Source organism: Fibrobacter sp. UWB1 (genome assembly GCF_002210325.1).
Taxonomy (GTDB): domain Bacteria; phylum Fibrobacterota; class Fibrobacteria; order Fibrobacterales; family Fibrobacteraceae; genus Fibrobacter.
In genome coordinates this window covers 19,875-39,119 of record NZ_MWQL01000014.1, presented here as the reverse complement: position 1 = coordinate 39,119, position 19,245 = coordinate 19,875, and the positions used below count along the sequence as shown (strand labels likewise).

At 52.9% G+C, this 19,245-nt stretch carries 8 protein-coding genes; 7 read left to right on the top strand and 1 reads right to left on the bottom strand.

Annotation, left to right across the window (positions count from 1 at the left end):
• Nucleotides 1-62: 62 nt before the first annotated feature.
• The 4 genes from B7988_RS10985 to B7988_RS10970 all read left to right on the top strand — a co-directional run bounded on the left by B7988_RS10985 (nt 63) and on the right by B7988_RS10970 (nt 11,271).
• A complete protein-coding gene (locus B7988_RS10985) occupies nt 63-3,041 on the top strand; it encodes a glycoside hydrolase N-terminal domain-containing protein (protein WP_088657942.1) in 2,979 nt (992 codons plus the stop codon).
• A gap of 113 nt (nt 3,042-3,154) precedes the next feature.
• The gene (locus B7988_RS10980) at nt 3,155-5,254 is read left to right on the top strand and encodes a family 43 glycosylhydrolase (RefSeq protein WP_088657941.1); all 2,100 of its coding nucleotides are present in this window, start codon (nt 3,155-3,157) and stop codon (nt 5,252-5,254) included.
• Nucleotides 5,255-5,530: 276 nt separating this feature from the next.
• A complete protein-coding gene (locus B7988_RS10975; protein ID WP_088657940.1) occupies nt 5,531-9,022 on the top strand; it encodes a glycoside hydrolase family 2 TIM barrel-domain containing protein in 3,492 nt (1,163 codons plus the stop codon).
• Nucleotides 9,023-9,339: 317 nt separating this feature from the next.
• Nucleotides 9,340-11,271 carry a carbohydrate-binding protein gene (locus B7988_RS10970; protein WP_088657976.1) on the top strand — a complete coding sequence of 644 codons (1,932 nt, stop codon included), beginning with the start codon at nt 9,340-9,342 and terminating at the stop codon, nt 11,269-11,271.
• Between the two features lie 124 nt (nt 11,272-11,395).
• Here the strand turns inward: B7988_RS10970 and B7988_RS10965 are convergent, their stop codons facing one another.
• Nucleotides 11,396-12,922, bottom strand: coding sequence for a PHB depolymerase family esterase (locus B7988_RS10965; protein WP_088657939.1), 1,527 nt, complete (start codon nt 12,920-12,922; stop codon nt 11,396-11,398).
• 265 nt (nt 12,923-13,187) lie between these two features.
• Here B7988_RS10965 and B7988_RS10955 point away from each other — a divergent pair, with 265 nt between their 5' ends.
• From B7988_RS10955 to B7988_RS10945, 3 genes are all read left to right on the top strand, one after another.
• The gene (locus tag B7988_RS10955; protein ID WP_088657975.1) at nt 13,188-15,068 is read left to right on the top strand and encodes a cellulase family glycosylhydrolase; all 1,881 of its coding nucleotides are present in this window, start codon (nt 13,188-13,190) and stop codon (nt 15,066-15,068) included.
• A 179-nt stretch (nt 15,069-15,247) separates the two neighbouring features.
• Complete coding sequence (locus tag B7988_RS10950; RefSeq protein WP_088657937.1) at nt 15,248-17,113, top strand: endo-1,4-beta-xylanase; 1,866 nt, start codon at nt 15,248-15,250, stop codon at nt 17,111-17,113.
• A 189-nt stretch (nt 17,114-17,302) separates the two neighbouring features.
• The gene (locus tag B7988_RS10945) at nt 17,303-19,087 is read left to right on the top strand and encodes an endo-1,4-beta-xylanase (protein WP_088657936.1); all 1,785 of its coding nucleotides are present in this window, start codon (nt 17,303-17,305) and stop codon (nt 19,085-19,087) included.
• Nucleotides 19,088-19,245 lie beyond the last annotated feature (158 nt).

The following is a 19,245-nucleotide window of genomic DNA, read 5'->3' as shown; positions in this document are numbered from 1 at the left end:
GGCATTTTTTAGCCCGTTTTTGGGGCTAATTTTATTGTGGTTGGAAATTTTTAGGAGCTCTTATGAGAACGCTGGGCTTAGTGTTTGGTACTTTGGCGTGTGCGGCGACGGTGTTTGCACCTGTGGCTTTCGCTGCCGAAAATCCCCTAAAACTGTGGTACAATAGCGATGCGGGTACCTCGTTTACCGATGCTTTGCCCATTGGCAACGGCTACATGGGCGGCATTGTCTACGGTGGCGTTGCAAAAGACATTATCGGCCTGAACGAAAGTACCGTATGGTCGGGCGGCCCCGGCGACAACAACAAGCAGGGTGCGGCAAGCCACCTGAAAGACGCGCGCGATGCCATGTTCCGTGGCGACTACCGCACGGCAGAATCCATTGTATCTAATTATATGATTGGTCCGGGCCCGGCAAGCTTTCAGCCGGTGGGCGACCTGGTGATTACCACGTCGCATTCGGGCGCTACCAATTACCGCCGCGAACTCGACCTCAAAACGGCTATCGCAAAAACGACGTACACGGCCGGCGGCGTCAACTACACCCGCGAATATTTTGCAAGCTACCCGGACCATGTGATTGTGGTGCGCCTCACGGCCGACAAGAGCGGCTCGGTGAGCTTTGGCGCCACCATGACGACTCCGCACCGTAGCAACAGCATGTCCAGCAGCGGCAACACGCTCGTTTACGATGTCACGGTGAATTCCATCAAGTTCCAAAATCGCCTGAACGTGGTGGCCGACGGCGGTACGGTTTCGGTCGCGAACGGCAAAATCAACGTGCAGGGCGCAAACTCCGCAATGCTCGTGCTCACCACGGCTACGAATTTCAAGTCTTATAATGATGTCTCGGGCAATCCGGGCGCAATCGCAACTGAAATCATGTCGAAGGTAGCCAAAAAGTCTTACGACGACTTGCTCAGCGCGCACCTCAAGGATTACCAGACGATTTTCAATCGCGTCTCTTTGAACCTGGGCGAACCCGACAAGAGCGCAGGCGACATTACCAGCACTCGCGTCAAGAATTTCAATTCTACCAATGACCCCTCGCTTGTTGAATTGCACTATCAATTCGGTCGTTACTTGCTGATTTCGAGCTCTCGTAAGGGTGGCCAGCCGGCTAACTTGCAGGGCATTTGGAACAAAGACACGAACCCGGTTTGGGGCAGTAAGTACACCACCAACATCAACTTGGAAATGAACTACTGGCCGGTAGAAACGGCGAACCTGGGCGAATGCGTGTGGCCGCTGATTGACAAGATCAAGAGCATGGTGCCGCAGGGCGAAAAGACGGCCAAGGTGCACTGGGGTGTAGACGAAGGCTGGGTGGAACACCACAATACCGACCTTTGGAACCGTACCGCTCCTATCGATGGCGCATGGGGCTTGTGGCCCACGGGCGCAGGCTGGCTAAGCACGCACTTGTGGGAACATTTCTTGTTCAACCCGACCGATAAGGCTTACTTGCAAGACGTTTATTCGACCATGAAGGGCGCGGCTTTGTTCTTTGTGAACAGCTTGATTGAAGAACCCGAAACTGGCCACAAGTACTTGGTCACGGCACCCAGCGATTCTCCGGAAAACGATCACGGTGGCTACAACGTTTGCTTTGGCCCCACCATGGACAACCAGATTATTCGCGACGTGCTGAATTACACCATCGAGGCCTCCAAGATTCTCGGTGTCGACGAAGATGCCCGCGCCAAGATGGAAGCGGTGGTAAAGCGCTTGCCGCCTACAAAGACGGGTAAGTACGGCCAGATTACGGAATGGCTGCAGGATTGGGATGACCCGAACAACAAGAACCGCCATATTTCGCACCTGTACGGTCTTTTCCCCAGCGCACAGATTACGCCCGAAGAAACTCCCGACTTGATCAAGGGCGCAGGCGTTACGCTGAAGCAGCGCGGCGACGATGCTACCGGTTGGTCGCTCGCTTGGAAGATCAACTTCTGGGCCCGTATGCACGACGGCGATCACGCTTACACCATGATTCGCATGTTGCTTACGCCGAGCAAGACTTATAATAATTTGTTCGATTCCCACCCGCCGTTCCAGATTGATGGTAACTTCGGTGCAGTCTCGGGCGTGAACGAAATGCTCATGCAGAGCCATAACGGCAGAATCAACTTGTTGCCGGCGCTGCCTTCTCAGTGGAAGGACGGTAACATCAAGGGTATTCGCGCCCGCGGCGGTTTCGAAATCGATTCTATGGCCTGGAAGGGCGGCAAGCTCGCTTATGTGGCCATCAAGTCCGATGTGGGCCAGACTCTGAACCTGGTGAATGGTTCGAACAAGTTCACGACCACCACGGTTCCGGGCAAGGTTTATGAATTCGATGGCAACCTCAAGCTCACGAATCAGCCCTTCGAACCGGTGACGCTCCCGGGCAAGATTGAGGCCGAAGCTTACACCGCTATGGACGGCGTGCAAATTGAGCCCGACGAAGAAGGCGTGCCGAACCTCGGCTGGATTAACGATGGCGACTTTAGCGAATACCTGGTGAAGGTGCCGACTGCTGGCGCCTACACCCTTACCGCCCGCGTGGCAAGCGCCGCCGAAGAAAAGTCCACCATTACGGTGAGCGATTCTACGGGCAAGGCTCTGGCAACGCTTACGGTGGACCCCGAAAAGACCAAGGGTTGGAACGACTGGTACGAAACTTCGACCACCATCGATTTGGCGAAGGGCGAACAGAAACTCAAGTTCACTTACTCGGGCACTACCGACTTCTTGATGAATGTGGACTGGTTTAACTTTAAGACCGACCCGATGCCGATTGTGGAAGTTGCCCGCGTGGCAAATACGCTAACGGTTCGCCCGGTGTCTATGGCCCGCGCCTCTGTAGCCCTGATGGTGAATACCGACGGCGATTACGAAGTGCGCCTGTATACGGCCAACGGCAACATGGTGGCCAAACGGCAGGGTAGCGGTAATTCTCTGGTGGAATTCGGCAAAAATGGCCGCTTGCTACAAGGGACTTACATTGCGGTTGTCAAGAGCGGAAACCTGCAAAAAACGCTCAAAATCAAGGCATATTGATAATTTGTCCACGCGAATTGCCTTTTCGCGTGGAGTTTTACCCTTTTTTGGGGGTAATTTTTAGGTTGGTGAGTAAGGAAAATCGCTCCGGTGGGGGCGTAAAGGGATGCATTATGATGTTTGCGAAGAGCATTAAGGCTGCAATTGCCTTGGTTGGTTTCGGGCTGTGCACGCAGGCTATGGCCGAAAACCCGATTATCCAGACATATTATTCTCCGGACCCGGCGCCTGTCGTGTTTGGCGACACGGTTTGCGTGTACACCGGTAACGACGAAGGCGGTCACTTCTTTACCATGCACGGCTGGCGTGTTTCTTGCTCCACCGATATGGTGAACTGGACCGACAAGGGCGAACTGATTCTTTCGAACGAAAGCTTTGGCGGTAACGCGAAGAAGAACGGTGACTGGGCCGCTCAAGTGGTGCGCCGCAACGGCAAGTACTATTACTATGTGACCGTGGAATCCACTCGCGGTGGCCGCGCTATTAACGTGGCTGTGGCCGACAAGCCCGAAGGTCCGTTCAAGGATGCTCGCAATGGCCAGCACCTTGCAGGCCCCAACTGGGACTACATTGACCCCACCGTTTGGATTGATGACGATGGTCAGGCTTGGCTCTACTGGGGTAACCCGAAGCTTTATTACGCCAAGCTCAAAGAAAACATGATCGAATTCGATGGCGATATCAAGGTGTTCGACATGAGCCGCGGTTTCTCGCCCAGCGGTAATTCTGTGTACACCGAAGGTCCGTGGATTCACAAGCGTAACAACAAGTATTACATGCTCTATGCCTCTCATGGTACGGGCAACGGTGGCGAACGTATTTCGTATTCCACCAGCAATTCCCCCACAGGTCCGTGGACTTGGGGCGGCCTTATCATGGAACCGGGTCAGGGTGCCGCATTTACGAACCACTGCGGTATCATTGACTTTAAGGGCCGTAGCTTCTTCTTCTATCATAACCAGAAGAACGTGAGCGGTGGCGGCTTCAGCCGTTCCACTGCAATCGAAGAATTTACCTGGGGTGCCGACGGAACCATTCCGAAAATTAATCCCACCAATAACGGTGTCGTGAAACCGGTCAAGAATCTTGATCCCTTCGATCGCGTAGAAGCCGAAACTAAGTCTTGGGTGGGCGGCATGAGCGTGAGCAGGCCTGGCGACCCTCAAGGTGGCAACTATACCATCATCAACCATGTGAAGGCTCAAAATGGTGCGGTTTACCTGACCAACATGGGCAACAACTTCTATACGAAGGTGCGCTCTGTAGACATGGGTGACGGTGCCGATCGTATTATCATTTGCACCAGGGGCAACGGCGGTAAGCTTGAACTCCATGCCGGTTCCGAAAAAGGAGCGCTCCTTGCTACAATGAATATTCCGTCTAGTTCTGCCTGGCAAGAAAATTCTTATGACCTGAGCGATGCTGCAGGCATTGATGACTTGTTCTTTGTGGTAAAGCAGGGTGGTTTCGATTTCGACTACTGGTACATGGAAAGCGAAAAGAATGCTGTGCCGCAGACTCCTTACAAGGAAGTGGCTGCAAAGATTCCGGGCAAGGTCGAAGCCGAAAACTATGACGTGGGCGGCCACAATAAGGCCTTCTACGACAACGACCGCGAAAACCAGGGGAAGGCCTACCGCGAAGACGAAGTGGACATTGTCGACATTAGCGATTCCAAGTGCGGCGCTGAAGCTTGCAAGGGCTACGCCATCGGTTACACGCAAGATGACGAATGGGTAGAATACACGATCAATGTCGCTGCCGACGCCAAGTACGACATCACGGCAAATATCGCTACTGCCTCCGAGACTTCTGGCATGCAGCTGTTCGTTGACGACAAGGAAATTACCGAAGCCATCACCTTCGAAAAGATTGATTCTGTGTGGACTACATATAAAGTAGTAGACATCGGTTCTGTGGATCTCAAGAAGGGTGAACATGTGCTCAAGCTCTTGATTACGGGCGGTTACCTGAATGTGGACTGGATTGAATTTAACGATCCGAACAAGACATCGATTGCGAATGCCGTGCGTCTCGATGCTCAAAAGGTGTCTGCTTATAACGTGTTCAGCGCCACCGGTAAGTTCCTCGGCCGCATTGATGCCGAAGGTGCTAACCTCGCTCAAACCCTTAAGAATGCTGGGTTTGCAAGCGGCATGTACATCATGCGCGCAGTTGGCCTGAACAAAACCCACCGCGTCCAAGTCCGCTAATACGTCATTGCGCAAGCGCATGACAGCATCGGCTCGGCAATGGCAGTCCGTAAGCGGCCTGTCGCTGCACTCGCCTCGCACGTCATTGCGAGCCCCTTGGGGCGAAGCAATCCATGCACTTGCTTTCTAATTGTCTTCCCGGGCTTGACCCGGGATCTCCTTTTACGGCTTTCCAAGCGTTGATAAGTTGTCAACGAGAACTCCCTAAAAGGGAGTTCTTTTTTTTCTTGTAAAAGATATCTTTACTTATGGTGTGGAATTTTAAGTGAGGTCATTATGAAGAACTTCTTGGTTTCGGTTGCCGCCTCTTGTGCGGCTTTATGCGCGTCGTTTGCAACGACCGCAAACGCTCAGCCCAATGATGAATGGAATGGCAAGCCCCGCGTGTTTGCCGTGAATGTGCTTACTCCGCACGTAACGTCCATGCCGTATACAACGGTCAAAGAAGCCGTGAAGGGCGACCGCCATGCTTCTGAATGGTACCAGAGCCTTTCGGGCAAATGGAAATTTTTCCATGTCGAAAAACCCGCCCAGCGCAATAACGATTTCTACAAAGACAACTACGATGTCTCTGGCTGGGACGAAATCCCGGTGCCGTCTTCTTGGCAGTTGCTGGGTTACGACCATCCGATTTACACCAACGTGGTTTACCCGTGGGCGCAGAACAATAACGTGTCTGCTCCGGGCGCTCCGACCAACTTTAACCCAGTGGGCCATTACCGCCGTAACTTCACCGTTCCCGAAAAATGGAGCGGCAAACGCATCCGCCTGCACTTTGAAGGCGTTGAATCCGCCTACTATGTTTGGGTAAACGGCAACTATGTCGGTTACGCCGAAGACTCTTTTACGGGTCATGAATTCGATATCAACAAGTACTTGCGCAAAGGCGAAAATAATATCTCCGTTCAGGTGTTCCGCTGGTGCGACGGCTCTTGGCTCGAAGACCAGGACTTTATCCGCCTTGCCGGTATCATGCGCGACGTGTACATTTACGCCGTGCCCGAAGTGCATATTCAGGACTTCCAGATCGACGCCACTCTTGCTAGCAACTACAAAGATGGTATCTTGAAGACCAGAACCTGGATTTACAACTCCACGGGTTCTGCCTCTGGCGACTACACTGTAGAACTTTCTCTCTACAACGAAAATGGAACCGAAGTCATTGCTCCTGTATCCAAGTCGGTTTCGGGCATTGGCTCGAACGGCGGCCAAAAGGATATCTACTTCGAAATCCCGTATACCGCGCCCAAGCTGTGGTCTGCAGAAACTCCGAACCTGTATACGGCGGTGCTCGCCCTCAAGGATAGCAAGGGCAACATCGTGCAGGTCGAAAGTAACAAGATCGGTTTCCGCAAAATCGAAATCAAGAAGGATAATGGTGCTCCGCGCCTGTATGTGAACGGCATGCCGGTAAAATTCCATGGTGTTGACCGCCATGAACTCGACCCGGATAACGGCCGCGCGGTTACATACGATCGCATGGAAAAAGACGTGATTCTCATGAAGCGCTTTAACATTAACGCTCTCCGTATGTCGCACTATCCGAATAACCCCTACATGTACGATCTTTGCGACAAGTACGGCATTTACGTGATTGACGAAGCAAACGTCGAAAGTCATGGTGCAAATAACAGCTTGCCCAAGAATAGCGACGACTGGCGTGCCCCCGCTGTGGACCGTATGAATTCCATGGTGCAGCGCGACAAGAACCACCCGAGTATTATCTTGTGGTCATTGGGTAACGAAGCCGGTAACGGTAACGTGTTCGCCTCGGAACGCGAACGCGCCCACCAGATTGACTCCACCCGCTTTGTGCATTACGAAGGCGACTGGAATAACGCCGATGTGAACAGCTGGATGTACTTTGGCCCGGACGCCGTGCGTAACTACAACGACGCCAACAAGCCAATTATGCTTTGCGAATACGAACACGCCATGGGTAACTCCGTGGGCGATCTGCAAGAATACATGGACGCCTTCTACGCTAACCCGCGCAGCTTCGGTGGCTTTATTTGGGACTTCATTGACCAGGGGCTCCGCCACAAGGGTACGCCGTATTTTGAATTCGGCGGCATGTGGGGCGACTGGCAGAACGACGACAACTTCTGCGCAAACGGCCTCGTATTCCCTGATCGCGCCTTGCAGCCCGAAATTTGGGAAGTCAAGTATCAGTACGCTCAGGTCCGCGTCAAGAACGTTGATGCCGCCAAGGGCAAGATTCAGATTGAAAGCCGCTACCTCTACAAGAACCTGGGAGATTTCCTCGATGGCTACTGGTCTATCAAGGAAAACGGCAAGGTCATCAAGGAAGGCAAGCTGAACGGTTCGCAGATGAACGTTGGCCCGAACCAGAAGAAAGAAATCACGATTGACATGCCGAAAATCGAAACCACAGTTGGTGCCGAGTACTTCTTGGATCTCGATTTCCGCCTCAAGAACGACGAACTCTGGGCTAAGGCCGGCTATAGCATTGCCCACGAACAGTTCGGCATCGATTTGGGCCAGCTCTGGTCTACTGAAATCGATATCAGCACCTTGCCGACTTACAAGGTGAACAAAACCAACGGTCTCGAAATCGAGGGCAAAGATTTCAAGATCCGCTTCGACGAAAAGAACGGCACGCTTGCAAGCTACGTGCTCGGTAACGATACCATTATCAAGAACGGCGGCATTCCGAACTTCTGGCGCGCCCCGATCGACAACGACAAGGGCTTCAACATGGAAAAGGGGCATGGCGAATGGCGCAAGGCAAGCCTGAAACGCAACGTGACCTCCGAAGTCAAGGAAGTGTCTCAGCAAGAAACCCAGGTGACCTTCAACTTCAGCTTCCCCGATGTGGGCAGCACCAAGATGAAGATGACTTACTACGTATACGGTAGTGGCGATATCGTGGTGAGCTACACGCTCAATCCCGATGGCTCCAAGAGCTACTTGCCGAACGTGGGAACGCTCTTTACCGTGCCGGGCGGCTACGAAAAGGTCCGCTGGTTTGGCCGCGGCCCCGATGAAAACTACATGGGCCGTAACCGCGGAAGTTTCATGGGCCTCTATTCGACGGTTGCCGATTCTATGACGGTTAAGTACATGGAAATTGGCGAAACCGGCCAGCGTACCGATGTCAAGTGGGCGACGCTCACCAACAACGATGGCAAGGGCTTAATGATTGTGGGTAACCCGCGCATGGAATTCAGCGCCCAGCATTATACTCCGGAACAGCTTTCCAACGTAAAGCTCCCGTGGGAACTCAAGCGCGACAAGGATATTACGCTTCGCGTGGACTTGCACCAGATGGGTGTTGGCGGTATCAACTCTTGGGGTGCCGAACCGCTCGATGCTTACAAGCTCAAGGCGAACCGCGAATATTCTCACACCTTCCGCCTGGCTCCGATCCGCAAAAAGTTGAACGACCCGACCGAATACTCGCTGCTCGGATTCCGCAACTTCGGCTGGAACAAGGAAATCGCCCCGGCTAAGTACGGCGAAACTGAAATCGAGAAGATTTACGAAAACCAGCCTGACAAGGATATTACCGAAGATGCCAATGAGGAAACCGAAGGTCGGACCCCGATTCTGCCGAGTGGCGTAAAAATGGCAAATAATGCCGTTCGCGACTATAGCGTGTTTGACATGCAGGGCAGAATTGTTGCTAAATTTAGCACAGTTGGTATCGAAGATTTGCAGGCCAAGACAACGGCCGCGGTCAAGCGCTCGGGTACTTACTTGGTGAAAACTAAGACGGGTACGGCTTACCGCATCAACGTAAAGTAATTGTCATCCCGGACTTGATCTGGGACCCCGAACCTCCACACCCCATGCAATGAACGTCCCGGAAGAAATTCCGGGACGTTTCTCATGAACACGAACAATGACTTATGAGAGCTCCAAAAGGATTAGTTAGTCATTGCTCGTCCTTCGTTCCGACAACTGGCTAATGCCAGTTGCCTCCACTCGGCAAGAAATCTGACTTTTTCGGGCCTTTTTGTGAAATTTTGGTGATTGAAATTTTTGCAAAAGTGTTTTTTGAAGGAGTCCGCAATTTGGGCTTTTTTTGGATATCTTTAAATTGGTTGAAAAGGATGGTCATTATGAAGTTTCGAGTACTTCTCCCGTTTATTCTGCCGTCGTGCATTTGTGCCGCGGTAAACCTGAATGTAAGCCTGGGCGACAGCATTAAGCCGGTGACCCATGTGGCGACCGGTTCGCTTTATGGCTTGACCGAGACGCTCCCGAGCAATATCGAAAAAGATGTGGCGCCTCTCAAACCGAACGTATTCCTTTCGCCGGCGCGCAGCGGTAGCGGTCGCCAGCAGCCTATCGGTGGTGCGTTCCTTGTGGCTCCGCGTGTCGAAAGCATTGGTGCCAAAATCCAGATCCGCCTGGCCGACGTATTGCCCGGCTGGCCGTACAAGTTCCAGAACATGGATCACTGGAAAAACGAAGTCAAGTCGGTCATCAACGACAAGCTCAAATCGAACAACAAGAACTTTGACGGTTACGAAATTTGGAACGAACCGAACGATACCTGGAAATCGAGCATTGACTTCAATTCCGGTCTCTGGAAACAGACTTACGATTTGATCCGCCAGATGGACCCCGGTGCCAAAATCATTGGCCCGTCGTACTCCTTCTATCATGGTTCCAAGATGGAAGAATTCGTGAAGTACTGTTCGCAGAACAACTGCATGCCCGACGTGGTCAGCTGGCACCAGTGGGGTAGCGGTGGCTTCGTGGGTTCTGTCGAAACTTACCGTAACCTCGAAAAGAAATACAACGTCAAGCCGCGCCCGCTGAGCATCAACGAATATTCTTCGACCGAACACAGCGAAGAAGGTTGCCCGGGCCTGTCTATTCCCTTTATCGCTAAATTCGAACGTCACGGTGTCGAAAGCGCCATGATTTCTTGGTGGTTCGTACCGCTTCCGGGTCGCTTGGGTAGCCTGCTCACCAAGGATAACGAACGCGGTGGCGGCTGGTGGCTCTATAAGTGGTATGGCGACATGAGTGGCTACATGGCAAAGGTTGTCCCCCCCAACGACAAGAGCGATGGTGTTGATGGCTTTGCCGCCCTCGACAAGAAGAAAGGCTTTGCAAGCATCGTGCTCGGCGGAAACACCAAGGGCGATATCAACGTGAACATTTCGGGTATTCCTTCTGCATTCGGCAACAAGGTGAATGTGACCGTGGAATACGTGGTTTGGGAAAACAAGGACAAGGCCGTACCCTCGACGAACCTGGTGTCCGACAAGGAATATGACGTGAGCGACGGCAAGATTACGGTGCCGGTGAATATCACGAATACCAAGTACGGCTATCGCGTGTACATTACACCGATCATTCCTCAGGCGCCTTATAAGGATGTCGCCGCCGCAATCCCGGGCAAGATCGAAGTCGAAAATTACGATGTGGGCGGTTCGGGCAAGGCCTACCTCGACAAAGATGACGACAACAAGGGCGGTGAATACCGCGACGACGCCGTCGATATCGTTAAAGCAGGCAATGGCTACGCCATCGGTTACACGCAAGAAGGCGAATGGCTCGAATACACCGTGAAGGTGGCCAAGTCGGGCGAATACAACGTGAACGCAAGCTACGCGACCTCTTCTGAAAATGTGGGCTTCAAGCTCTACGTCGACGGTAATGCGGTTACAGATAACATCATCGTGCCGCAAGGTGCCGACTGGGAAACCTATTCGACATACGAAGCAGGCAAAGTGAACCTTACCGAAGGCGAACACGTGCTCAAGCTCGAAATCGTGGGTAACTACGTGAACCTCGACTGGCTCGAATTCGTGGACCCGTCGCAAACCACGACGCGCTTTGCGACCGCTCCCGCCCTCCAGCGAGCAAGCGCAACCTTTGACGTCTTCAGCGCGACAGGTAAGTTCCTCGGCCGTGCCGACATCGGTGCCACCGCTACAGAATCGCTCGCCGCTTCGCTCAAGCAAGCCGGCTACGCCAGCGGTGTCTACCTCGTCCGCACCGCCGCCGGCCGCACCCAGCGCATCCAAGTGCGCTAAGTGCCGCCTAGAACGCTTCATGACTCCATGCAACCAAAAGAACCCCCCGCGCAAGCGAGGGGTTCTTTGGTTGGTTTTTAGGAGGTATTCTTAGGAGTACTAAGATTCGTTTGTGAGAGAGAACTTACTTCACGAAGCTTGCCGGGAGCGTGAACTGCTTCAGGAACGGCCAGCCGATGCTTGCGTCACCGTAGTCGTGGCCGCCGCCCTGCTTGGTGCAGAGAACAACCTTCGTGCCATCCTGGCAGTTGGAGTATTCGTCGCAACCATTGGCGTTCTTGGTCGGAGCGCCAGTACAGCCGTTCTTTTCGGCCCAGAACCTGAAGGTGCCTTCGGCGCCGAGGAAGTTCAGGCCGTCGTTGAATCCGCTATCGCCGCCCTGATATTTGCAGACCGGGTCATTCGTACCGCGGAAGTTGATGACAGAAATCGGACGTGACATCTTGCAAGCGGCGCTATTGGTCTTGTTCAAGTCCATAGCTGCCGGAGCGACTGCTGCAAAGACGTCGGACATCATGCAAGCCACGTGGTTGCTCATACCGCCACCCATCGAGAAACCGGTTGCGTAGATACGCTGCGGGTCGATACAGGCGATTTCTTTGAGCTTGTCAATCATTGCGTAAGAGAACTTGACGTCGTCATCGTTGGAGCAGCACGGACCGACGTTCCAGCCGTTACCCATTCCACCCGGTTTGCTAGTGCCGTCCGGGTAAAGCGTGATTACGCCTTCGGGGTCAGTCTTGGCCTTGTACGGAGAACTTCCGAATTCGCCATTGCCGGAACCGCCAATCGGGTGGTAGTCAATAACGAGCGGTACGGGCTTGTCGCCCTTGTAGGCACTCGGAATGTGCATAATAAAGGTGCGCTGCTTGCCATCGACGGTCACGGACATGTTTTGCTTATCTCCGACCTTTGCAGTCTTGCCGGAGCAATCGACTACGATAGGTTCGTCGCTGCCGGCGCTGCTGGAAGACTTCGGCGGTTCAACCTGTTGAGAGCTAGAAGATTTCGGCGGTTCAACAGCTTCAGAGCTGGAAGAAGCGTCGGCAGAGGGCCTTACCATTTCGATGGTCACGCCGGTCTCGGTTTCGCTCTGCATTTGGTAGACAAAGTTGGCATAACCATCCAGCGCGAACTGGAGCATCGGCAACAGGTCGCCTTCCTTCTTGAGAGCCTTGACTGCACCCTTGTCGGTCAACATAAAGGTGCTGTTGCGGTTGTCTGCACTGACGCGGATGAACTTCGCGCCTTTTGCAAGCTTGCCCAAGTCGAGGGAGACGATTCCCTGGACGTTTTCGATGTTGCTTTTCTTGAGAACCTTGCCAAGGGAGTTGATCACGGACACGCTGAGAGAACGTGCATCCGCGTTATAAATGGTGAGCATGTTGCCTTCCATGTGGAGGGCGACATTTGCGGTGTAGGCGTTGGCGAAAATGCCCGTGTTGTCATCGCTGCTGAGGCGGAATGTGCCATCTTCTCCGGAGGTTGTTTCGTACCCTCCGAAGTTGAATGTGTTGATTTTTACACCGCCGAGCAAACGGCCGGAAACCTTGGATTTGACCACGCCGTCAATGCTCCAGGCGAAAGCTTGGCTGCTGAACAAGCCGAACAGTGCCAGGCTAGCGATACTTGCGAATTTGGGGTTACGCATAAATACTCCTTTTTTATGATACCCTTTTGTTTTCACTCCATAATAAATTTACACATTTATTGCTGAAATGCAATATATTTTGCGTAAAGTTTGCTAAACAACGAATAAATCTTACACATTTCCGTGTAAAAAGCGTTTTGTGCGCATTTCTTTATTTGAAAAGCATGGATTCGTTGTCCAAGGAATCTTGCTTTTGATGAGGTAATTTCCCCTTTTTGTAAGGTACTTTTACCTATGGTGTTCATGTTTTTAAAGGATGTTGGTTATGAAAAAGCTACCCCTCTCTCTTGCTATTGCAGCCATTGCAGGCTTTGCGACCATGGCAAATGCCGCTCTCGCCGATGGCGGTGCAAAATTCTTGGGCAATATTACTACGGGTGGCCAGATTCGTAGCGACTTTGCCCAATACTGGAACCAGATTACTCCCGAAAACGGCTGTAAGTGGGGTTCTATCCATTCCCTTTCTAACGGCAACAGCGGTACAAGCAAGTTCGCCTGGGACAACTTCGACAAGTGCGAAAGCGCCTACAAGTGGGCCAAGGAAAAACCGGGTGAACGCCATTTCAAGTTCCACGCCCTCGTTTGGGGCTCGCAGTACCCGAACTTCCTCTGCAAAAAGAAAAATCCGGGCATTACCGTAGAACTCACCAAAAAGTACATTACCGAATGGTTCGATGCCGTTGCGGCTAAGTTCCCGGACCTCGAATACATCGACGTGGTGAACGAAGCCATTTGGGCGGGTAACAACTACCACTCCGGTTACGGCAAGCCTGCTGCAGGTGCCGAAGGCCACAGCACCGACGATACCGAATGCGGCGGCTCCTACATTATCGAAGCCCTCGGCGGTGACCGCGTTGTAAATGGCAAGCACCAGTACGACTTTATCACCACCGCTTTCAAGATGGCCCGCGAACGCTGGCCAAAAGCCGTGCTTATCTATAACGACTACAATACGCTTTCCTGGCAGATCAACGAAGGTATCGAACTCATCCAGACTATTGTCAAGAACGGTGCTCCGGTCGATGCCTACGGCCAGCAGGCTCACGACTGTAAGGGCATGAGCAAGAACGATTTCGAAAGCAAGATGACTCGAATCCATAACGAGACGGGCCTCCCGCTTCTCGTTTCGGAATACGATATCGGCGAAGCGGACGATACCAAACAGAAAAACGATTACGCAAACCAGATTCCGTTCATGTGGGAAACTCCGTGGGTTGCGGGCATTACCATTTGGGGCTATATCAACGGCTCTACTTGGGTTGCAAACACCGGCCTTATTGAAAAAGATGGCCGCAAGCGCGCTTCCATGAACTGGCTCGAAGAATACTTTGCGAACAACTTAAGCAAGGGCAAGAACGATGTGACCTTCACGCCGGTTGAACCCGAACCGCAGCTCCCGTTCAAGGGAGAACCGATTGCCATTCCGGGTAAAGTCGAAGCCGAAGATTTCGATATCCCGGGCAAGGGCGTCAACGAAGACGGCACGAGCAACCAGTCCTATAGCGACGATTCCGAAAATCACGGCGATAGCGACTACCGCAAGGACACCGGTGTCGACCTTTACAAGAAGGCGACCGGCGTTATCGTGGGCTACAACAGCGAAGGCGACTGGCTCGAATGGACCGTGAACGTGGGTGATGCAGGTGACTACACGATGTTTGCCGCCGTCGCTGCCGCAGGTTCTACTTCCAGCTTCCAGCTCTCCCTCGATGGCAAGGCGCTCACCGACGTGATTACGGTTCCTGCCGCCAAGGAAGGCGAAGAAAATTACGACGACTACAACAAGGTCAAGGCCAACGTGACTCTCCCGGCAGGCAAGCACATCCTCCGCATGGACGTAACGGGCGCCTGGTTCGACGTAGACTACTTCACCTTCGTGAAGGGCAAGGACGCGACTGACCCCGAACCGATCGAAAATCCGGGCCAGGAAACCTTTATCGGCCAGAACCTCGAACTCACGAACGACAAGCTTCAAGATTACTACGTGTTCGACATGCAAGGTAACCGCTTGGGACTGATTTCGGCCTATGGATTCAATGCCGCATCCGACCTGCTCAAGTCTTCTAGCGCCATCAGGTCTTCGGGCATTTACTACCTGCGTAGCCGCACTACAGGCAAGATGCATACCGTGAGAGTTTCTAGATAATTTAAGACTCAATACACCAAACAACGGGTTCCGGGGCGAACGCTCCGGAGCTTGTTTTTTTTGTTTACGTCATTGTGGATATATTGTCCATGGAATCACTGTTCCGACTAGGATTATTTCGTGCGTTTCAGGATAATTTTATAGGAGCATGGTGTAACTTTAAAAAAGGATGTGGTTTCATGAAACAGAAACTTTCTTTCTCTGCTTTGGCGGTCGCACTTTCTTGTGCCGTTCCGTCGTTCGCTGGCCCCGGCCTTGCCGATGGCGCGGCCAAGTTCATCGGTAACATCACTCAGTCTGGCACGGCTCCTGGTCCTAATGACCAGTTTACCAAACTGTGGAACCAGGCGACAGCTGAAAACGGCTGTAAGTGGGGCTCCGTCGAAGGTCAGCGCGGCAAGTACAACTGGGGCGCCTGCGATGCTGCCTATAACTGGGCAAAGCAGAACGGTGGTCACTTCAAGTTCCACGCTTTGGTGTGGGGCTCCCAGTATCCGAGCTGGCTCAATGGCCTTAGCGTTGACGAAACCAAGAAGGCGATTACCGCCTGGTTCGATGCGGTCAAGCAGCATTACCCGGATCTCGAAATGATCGACGTGGTGAACGAAGCTATCCGCACGGGCAACAACAGCTATCATTCTCCTTACGGCAAGAACAACAACATCATTCCGGCACTCGGTGGCGATAACGGTGGCAATTACCAGTTCGTAACGACCGCCTTCAAGATGGCCCGTGAACGTTGGCCGAAGGCTATCCTCATTTATAACGACTACAACACCGTCCAGTGGAACAAGGACCAGGGTATTCAGCTTATCCAGACCATCAAGAAAAACGGTGCTCCGGTCGACGCATACGGCTTGCAGGCCCACGACATGATGAGCCAGGGCGGTGGCCAGGGCGGTACCGGTGGCGGCGGCGTCTGCTTGAACATCAATACGCTCAAGAGCATTACCAAGGAAATCTGGGACAAGACCCAGACCCCGATGTTCATCAGCGAATACGACATTGCGACTACCGATGATAATATCCAGAAGCAGTGCTATCAGGAACAGATTACGCACTTCATGGAAAACGAGCATGTTGCGGGCATTACCTTGTGGGGCTATGTCTATGGCCACACCTGGCTCGACTGTAACGGAAAGGCTCCCGGATGCTCCGGCATCATCAAGGACGGCAAGGACCGCGCCGCCATGGCCTGGCTCAGAGATTACCTCTCCAAGAACAAGGGCGTGAACTCGACTGGCCTCAAGACGGGTGTGCTCACTCCGGTCGATCCTGTGCCGCGCAAGCTGTTCAAGGGCTCTGCATTCGACATCCCGGGCAAAATCGAAGCCGAAGACTTTGATATTTCCGGTATCGGCGAAACCAATGGCGTGAGCAACATCTCTTACAGCGAAAGCGATATCGAAAATCACGGCGACGTGACGGATTACCGCAAGGACACGACTGGTGTCGACCTCTACAAGAAGGCTACCGGCATCATCGTGGGCTACAACAGCGAAGGCGATTGGCTCGAATACACCGTGAACGTAAAAGAAGCGGGCGACTACACCATGTTCGCAGCCGTGGCTGCCGCAGGTTCGACATCCAGCTTCCAGCTTTCTATCGACGGCAAGGAACTCACCAACGTGATTACTGTTCCTGCTGCAAAGTCCGGCGAAGAAAACTACGACGACTACAACAAGGTCAAGGCTAACGTGTCCCTCACGGCCGGCACGCATATCCTCCGCATGACGGTGACTGGCTCCTGGTTCGACATCGACTACTTCACCTTCGTGAAGGGTAAAGATGCTACCGACCCCGAACCGATTGAAATCGAAGATGATCCGATGTTTGTCCAGCCGAGCATCCAGATCGATGAAAACGGCCTGCAGGACTACTTTGTGTTCGATGCGCACGGCGTGAACTTGGGCGTGCTTTCGGCCTACGGTTTCGATGGTGCTGCCGAAATTCTCCAGAGCACGGGCGACATCAAGGCCTCCGGTATCTACTACCTGCGTAACCGCTGGACCGGAAAAATGCAGTCTGTGAGAATTTCTAGGTAAATTTCAAAACTCAATACACCAAACAACGGGTCCCGGGGCGAATGCTCCGGGACTTGTTTCCTTTTGTTTACGCTTTTATGGACATATTGTCCATGACAATCCCCTTTTTCCGTGAAAAAACGCCCTTTTTAGGGGATATATTAATAATGGTTTTTGGGATGAAAAACCATCAAAAAAGGATGTGTGGATATGAAAAAGATAATCTCTACAGCAACGAAGGTTGCTGCGGTCGCTCTCGCAGCATCAACTTTCTCTTTTGCCGGTCCGGGCTTGGCTGATGGTGCAGCCAAATTCGTCGGTAACATTACCACTAACGGCCAGGTCCGTAGCGACTTTACGTCCCTCTGGAACCAGATTACGGCCGAAAACGAATGTAAGTGGGCATCTATCGAAGGTACCCGCGGTCGTTACAACTGGTCTGGTTGCGACGCTGCCTATAACTGGGCAAAGAATAACGGTGGCCACTTCAAGTTCCACGCTCTGGTGTGGGGCTCCCAGTACCCCAACTGGTTGAATGGCCTTAGCGCTGCCGATACCAAGACCGCCATCACGAACTGGATGGATGCCGTCAAGCAGCATTACCCCGAACTCGAAATGATTGACGTGGTGAACGAAGCCATTAAGTCGGGCGGCAGCTACCACTCTGGCTACGGCAAGAACAACAATATCATCGCGGCTCTCGGTGGCGACAACGGTAACTACGAATTCGTGGTGACCGCATTCAAGATGGCCCGTGAACGTTGGCCGAATGCAATCCTCATCTATAACGACTACAATACCGTTCAGTGGCAGAAGAACGAAGGTATCGACCTTATCCAGAAGCTTAAGAAAGCTGGCGCTCCGGTGGACGCCTATGGCTTGCAGGCTCACGATATGCAGGTTTCCGGCGGTCAGGCTGGTGGCCAGGGCGGTGGCGGTTCCTGCTTGAACATCAATACGCTCAAGAGCGCGATTGAAGAAATCTGGAACAAGACCCAGATGCCGATGTTCATCTCTGAATACGATATCGCTTCCAACGACGATAACGACCAGAAGAACTGCTACTCTCAGCAGATCTCCTACTTCATGGAAAATGAACACATTGCCGGTATCACCCTCTGGGGTTACATCTACGGTTCTACTTGGACCTCTGGCGGTAACTCCGGTATTATCAGGAACGGCCAGGACCGTCCGGCCATGACTTGGTTGAAGGATTACCTCTCCAAGAACAAGGGCGTGAACACGACGGGCCTTCCTACGGGCGAAATCACTCCGGTGGAACCTGAACCGCAGACTCCGTTCAAGGGTGAAGCTCTCGCCGTTCCGGGCAAGATTGAAGTCGAAGACTTCGACATTCCGGGCAAGGGCAAGAACGAAGACGGCACGAGCAACGCTTCTTATGCCGACGATGGCGAAAACCACGGTGATTCCGACTACCGCAAGGATACCGGTGCCGACCTTTACAAGAAGGCTACGGGCATTGCTCTCGGCTACAACAATACCGGTGACTGGTACGAATACACCATCAACGTTGCCGAAGCGGGCGAATACACCGCGGTTGCTTCTGTCGCTACCGAAGGCACGGGCGCATTCACGCTCTCCCTCGACGGCAAGGCTCTCGCCGACTTCGAAGTCACGGGAACCAGCTACGACGAATTCACTGACGTGAGCAAGAAGGTGACTCTCCCGGCCGGCAAGCATATCCTCCGCATGGAAGTGACTCAGGAATACTTCGACATTGACTACATCAACTTCGTGAAGGGCGATGCCGGTGAACCGCAGTTCGTGCAGCAGAATGTCAAGTTCGACAACAACAGCCGTCAGGACTACCACGTGTTTGACCAGAACGGTGTCCACATGGGTGTACTCACTGCCTACGGATTCGATGCCGCCAAGGAAATCCTCCAGACCTCTAGCGCTGTGAAGAGCTCCGGCGTCTACTACCTGCGCAGCCGTACCACTGGCCAGATGCAGTCTGTAAGAGTGACGAGATAATTAGAGTACTCAATACACCAAACAACGGACTCCGAAGCGGACGCTTCGGAGTTTGTTGTTTATGAGACCGCTCGGCTATAAAGAGCCCGCTCGGCTCTGTTGCTGTCATGAAAATGTGATATCGCCTCGCTCTCGCGAACACGACTCGTTAATACGAG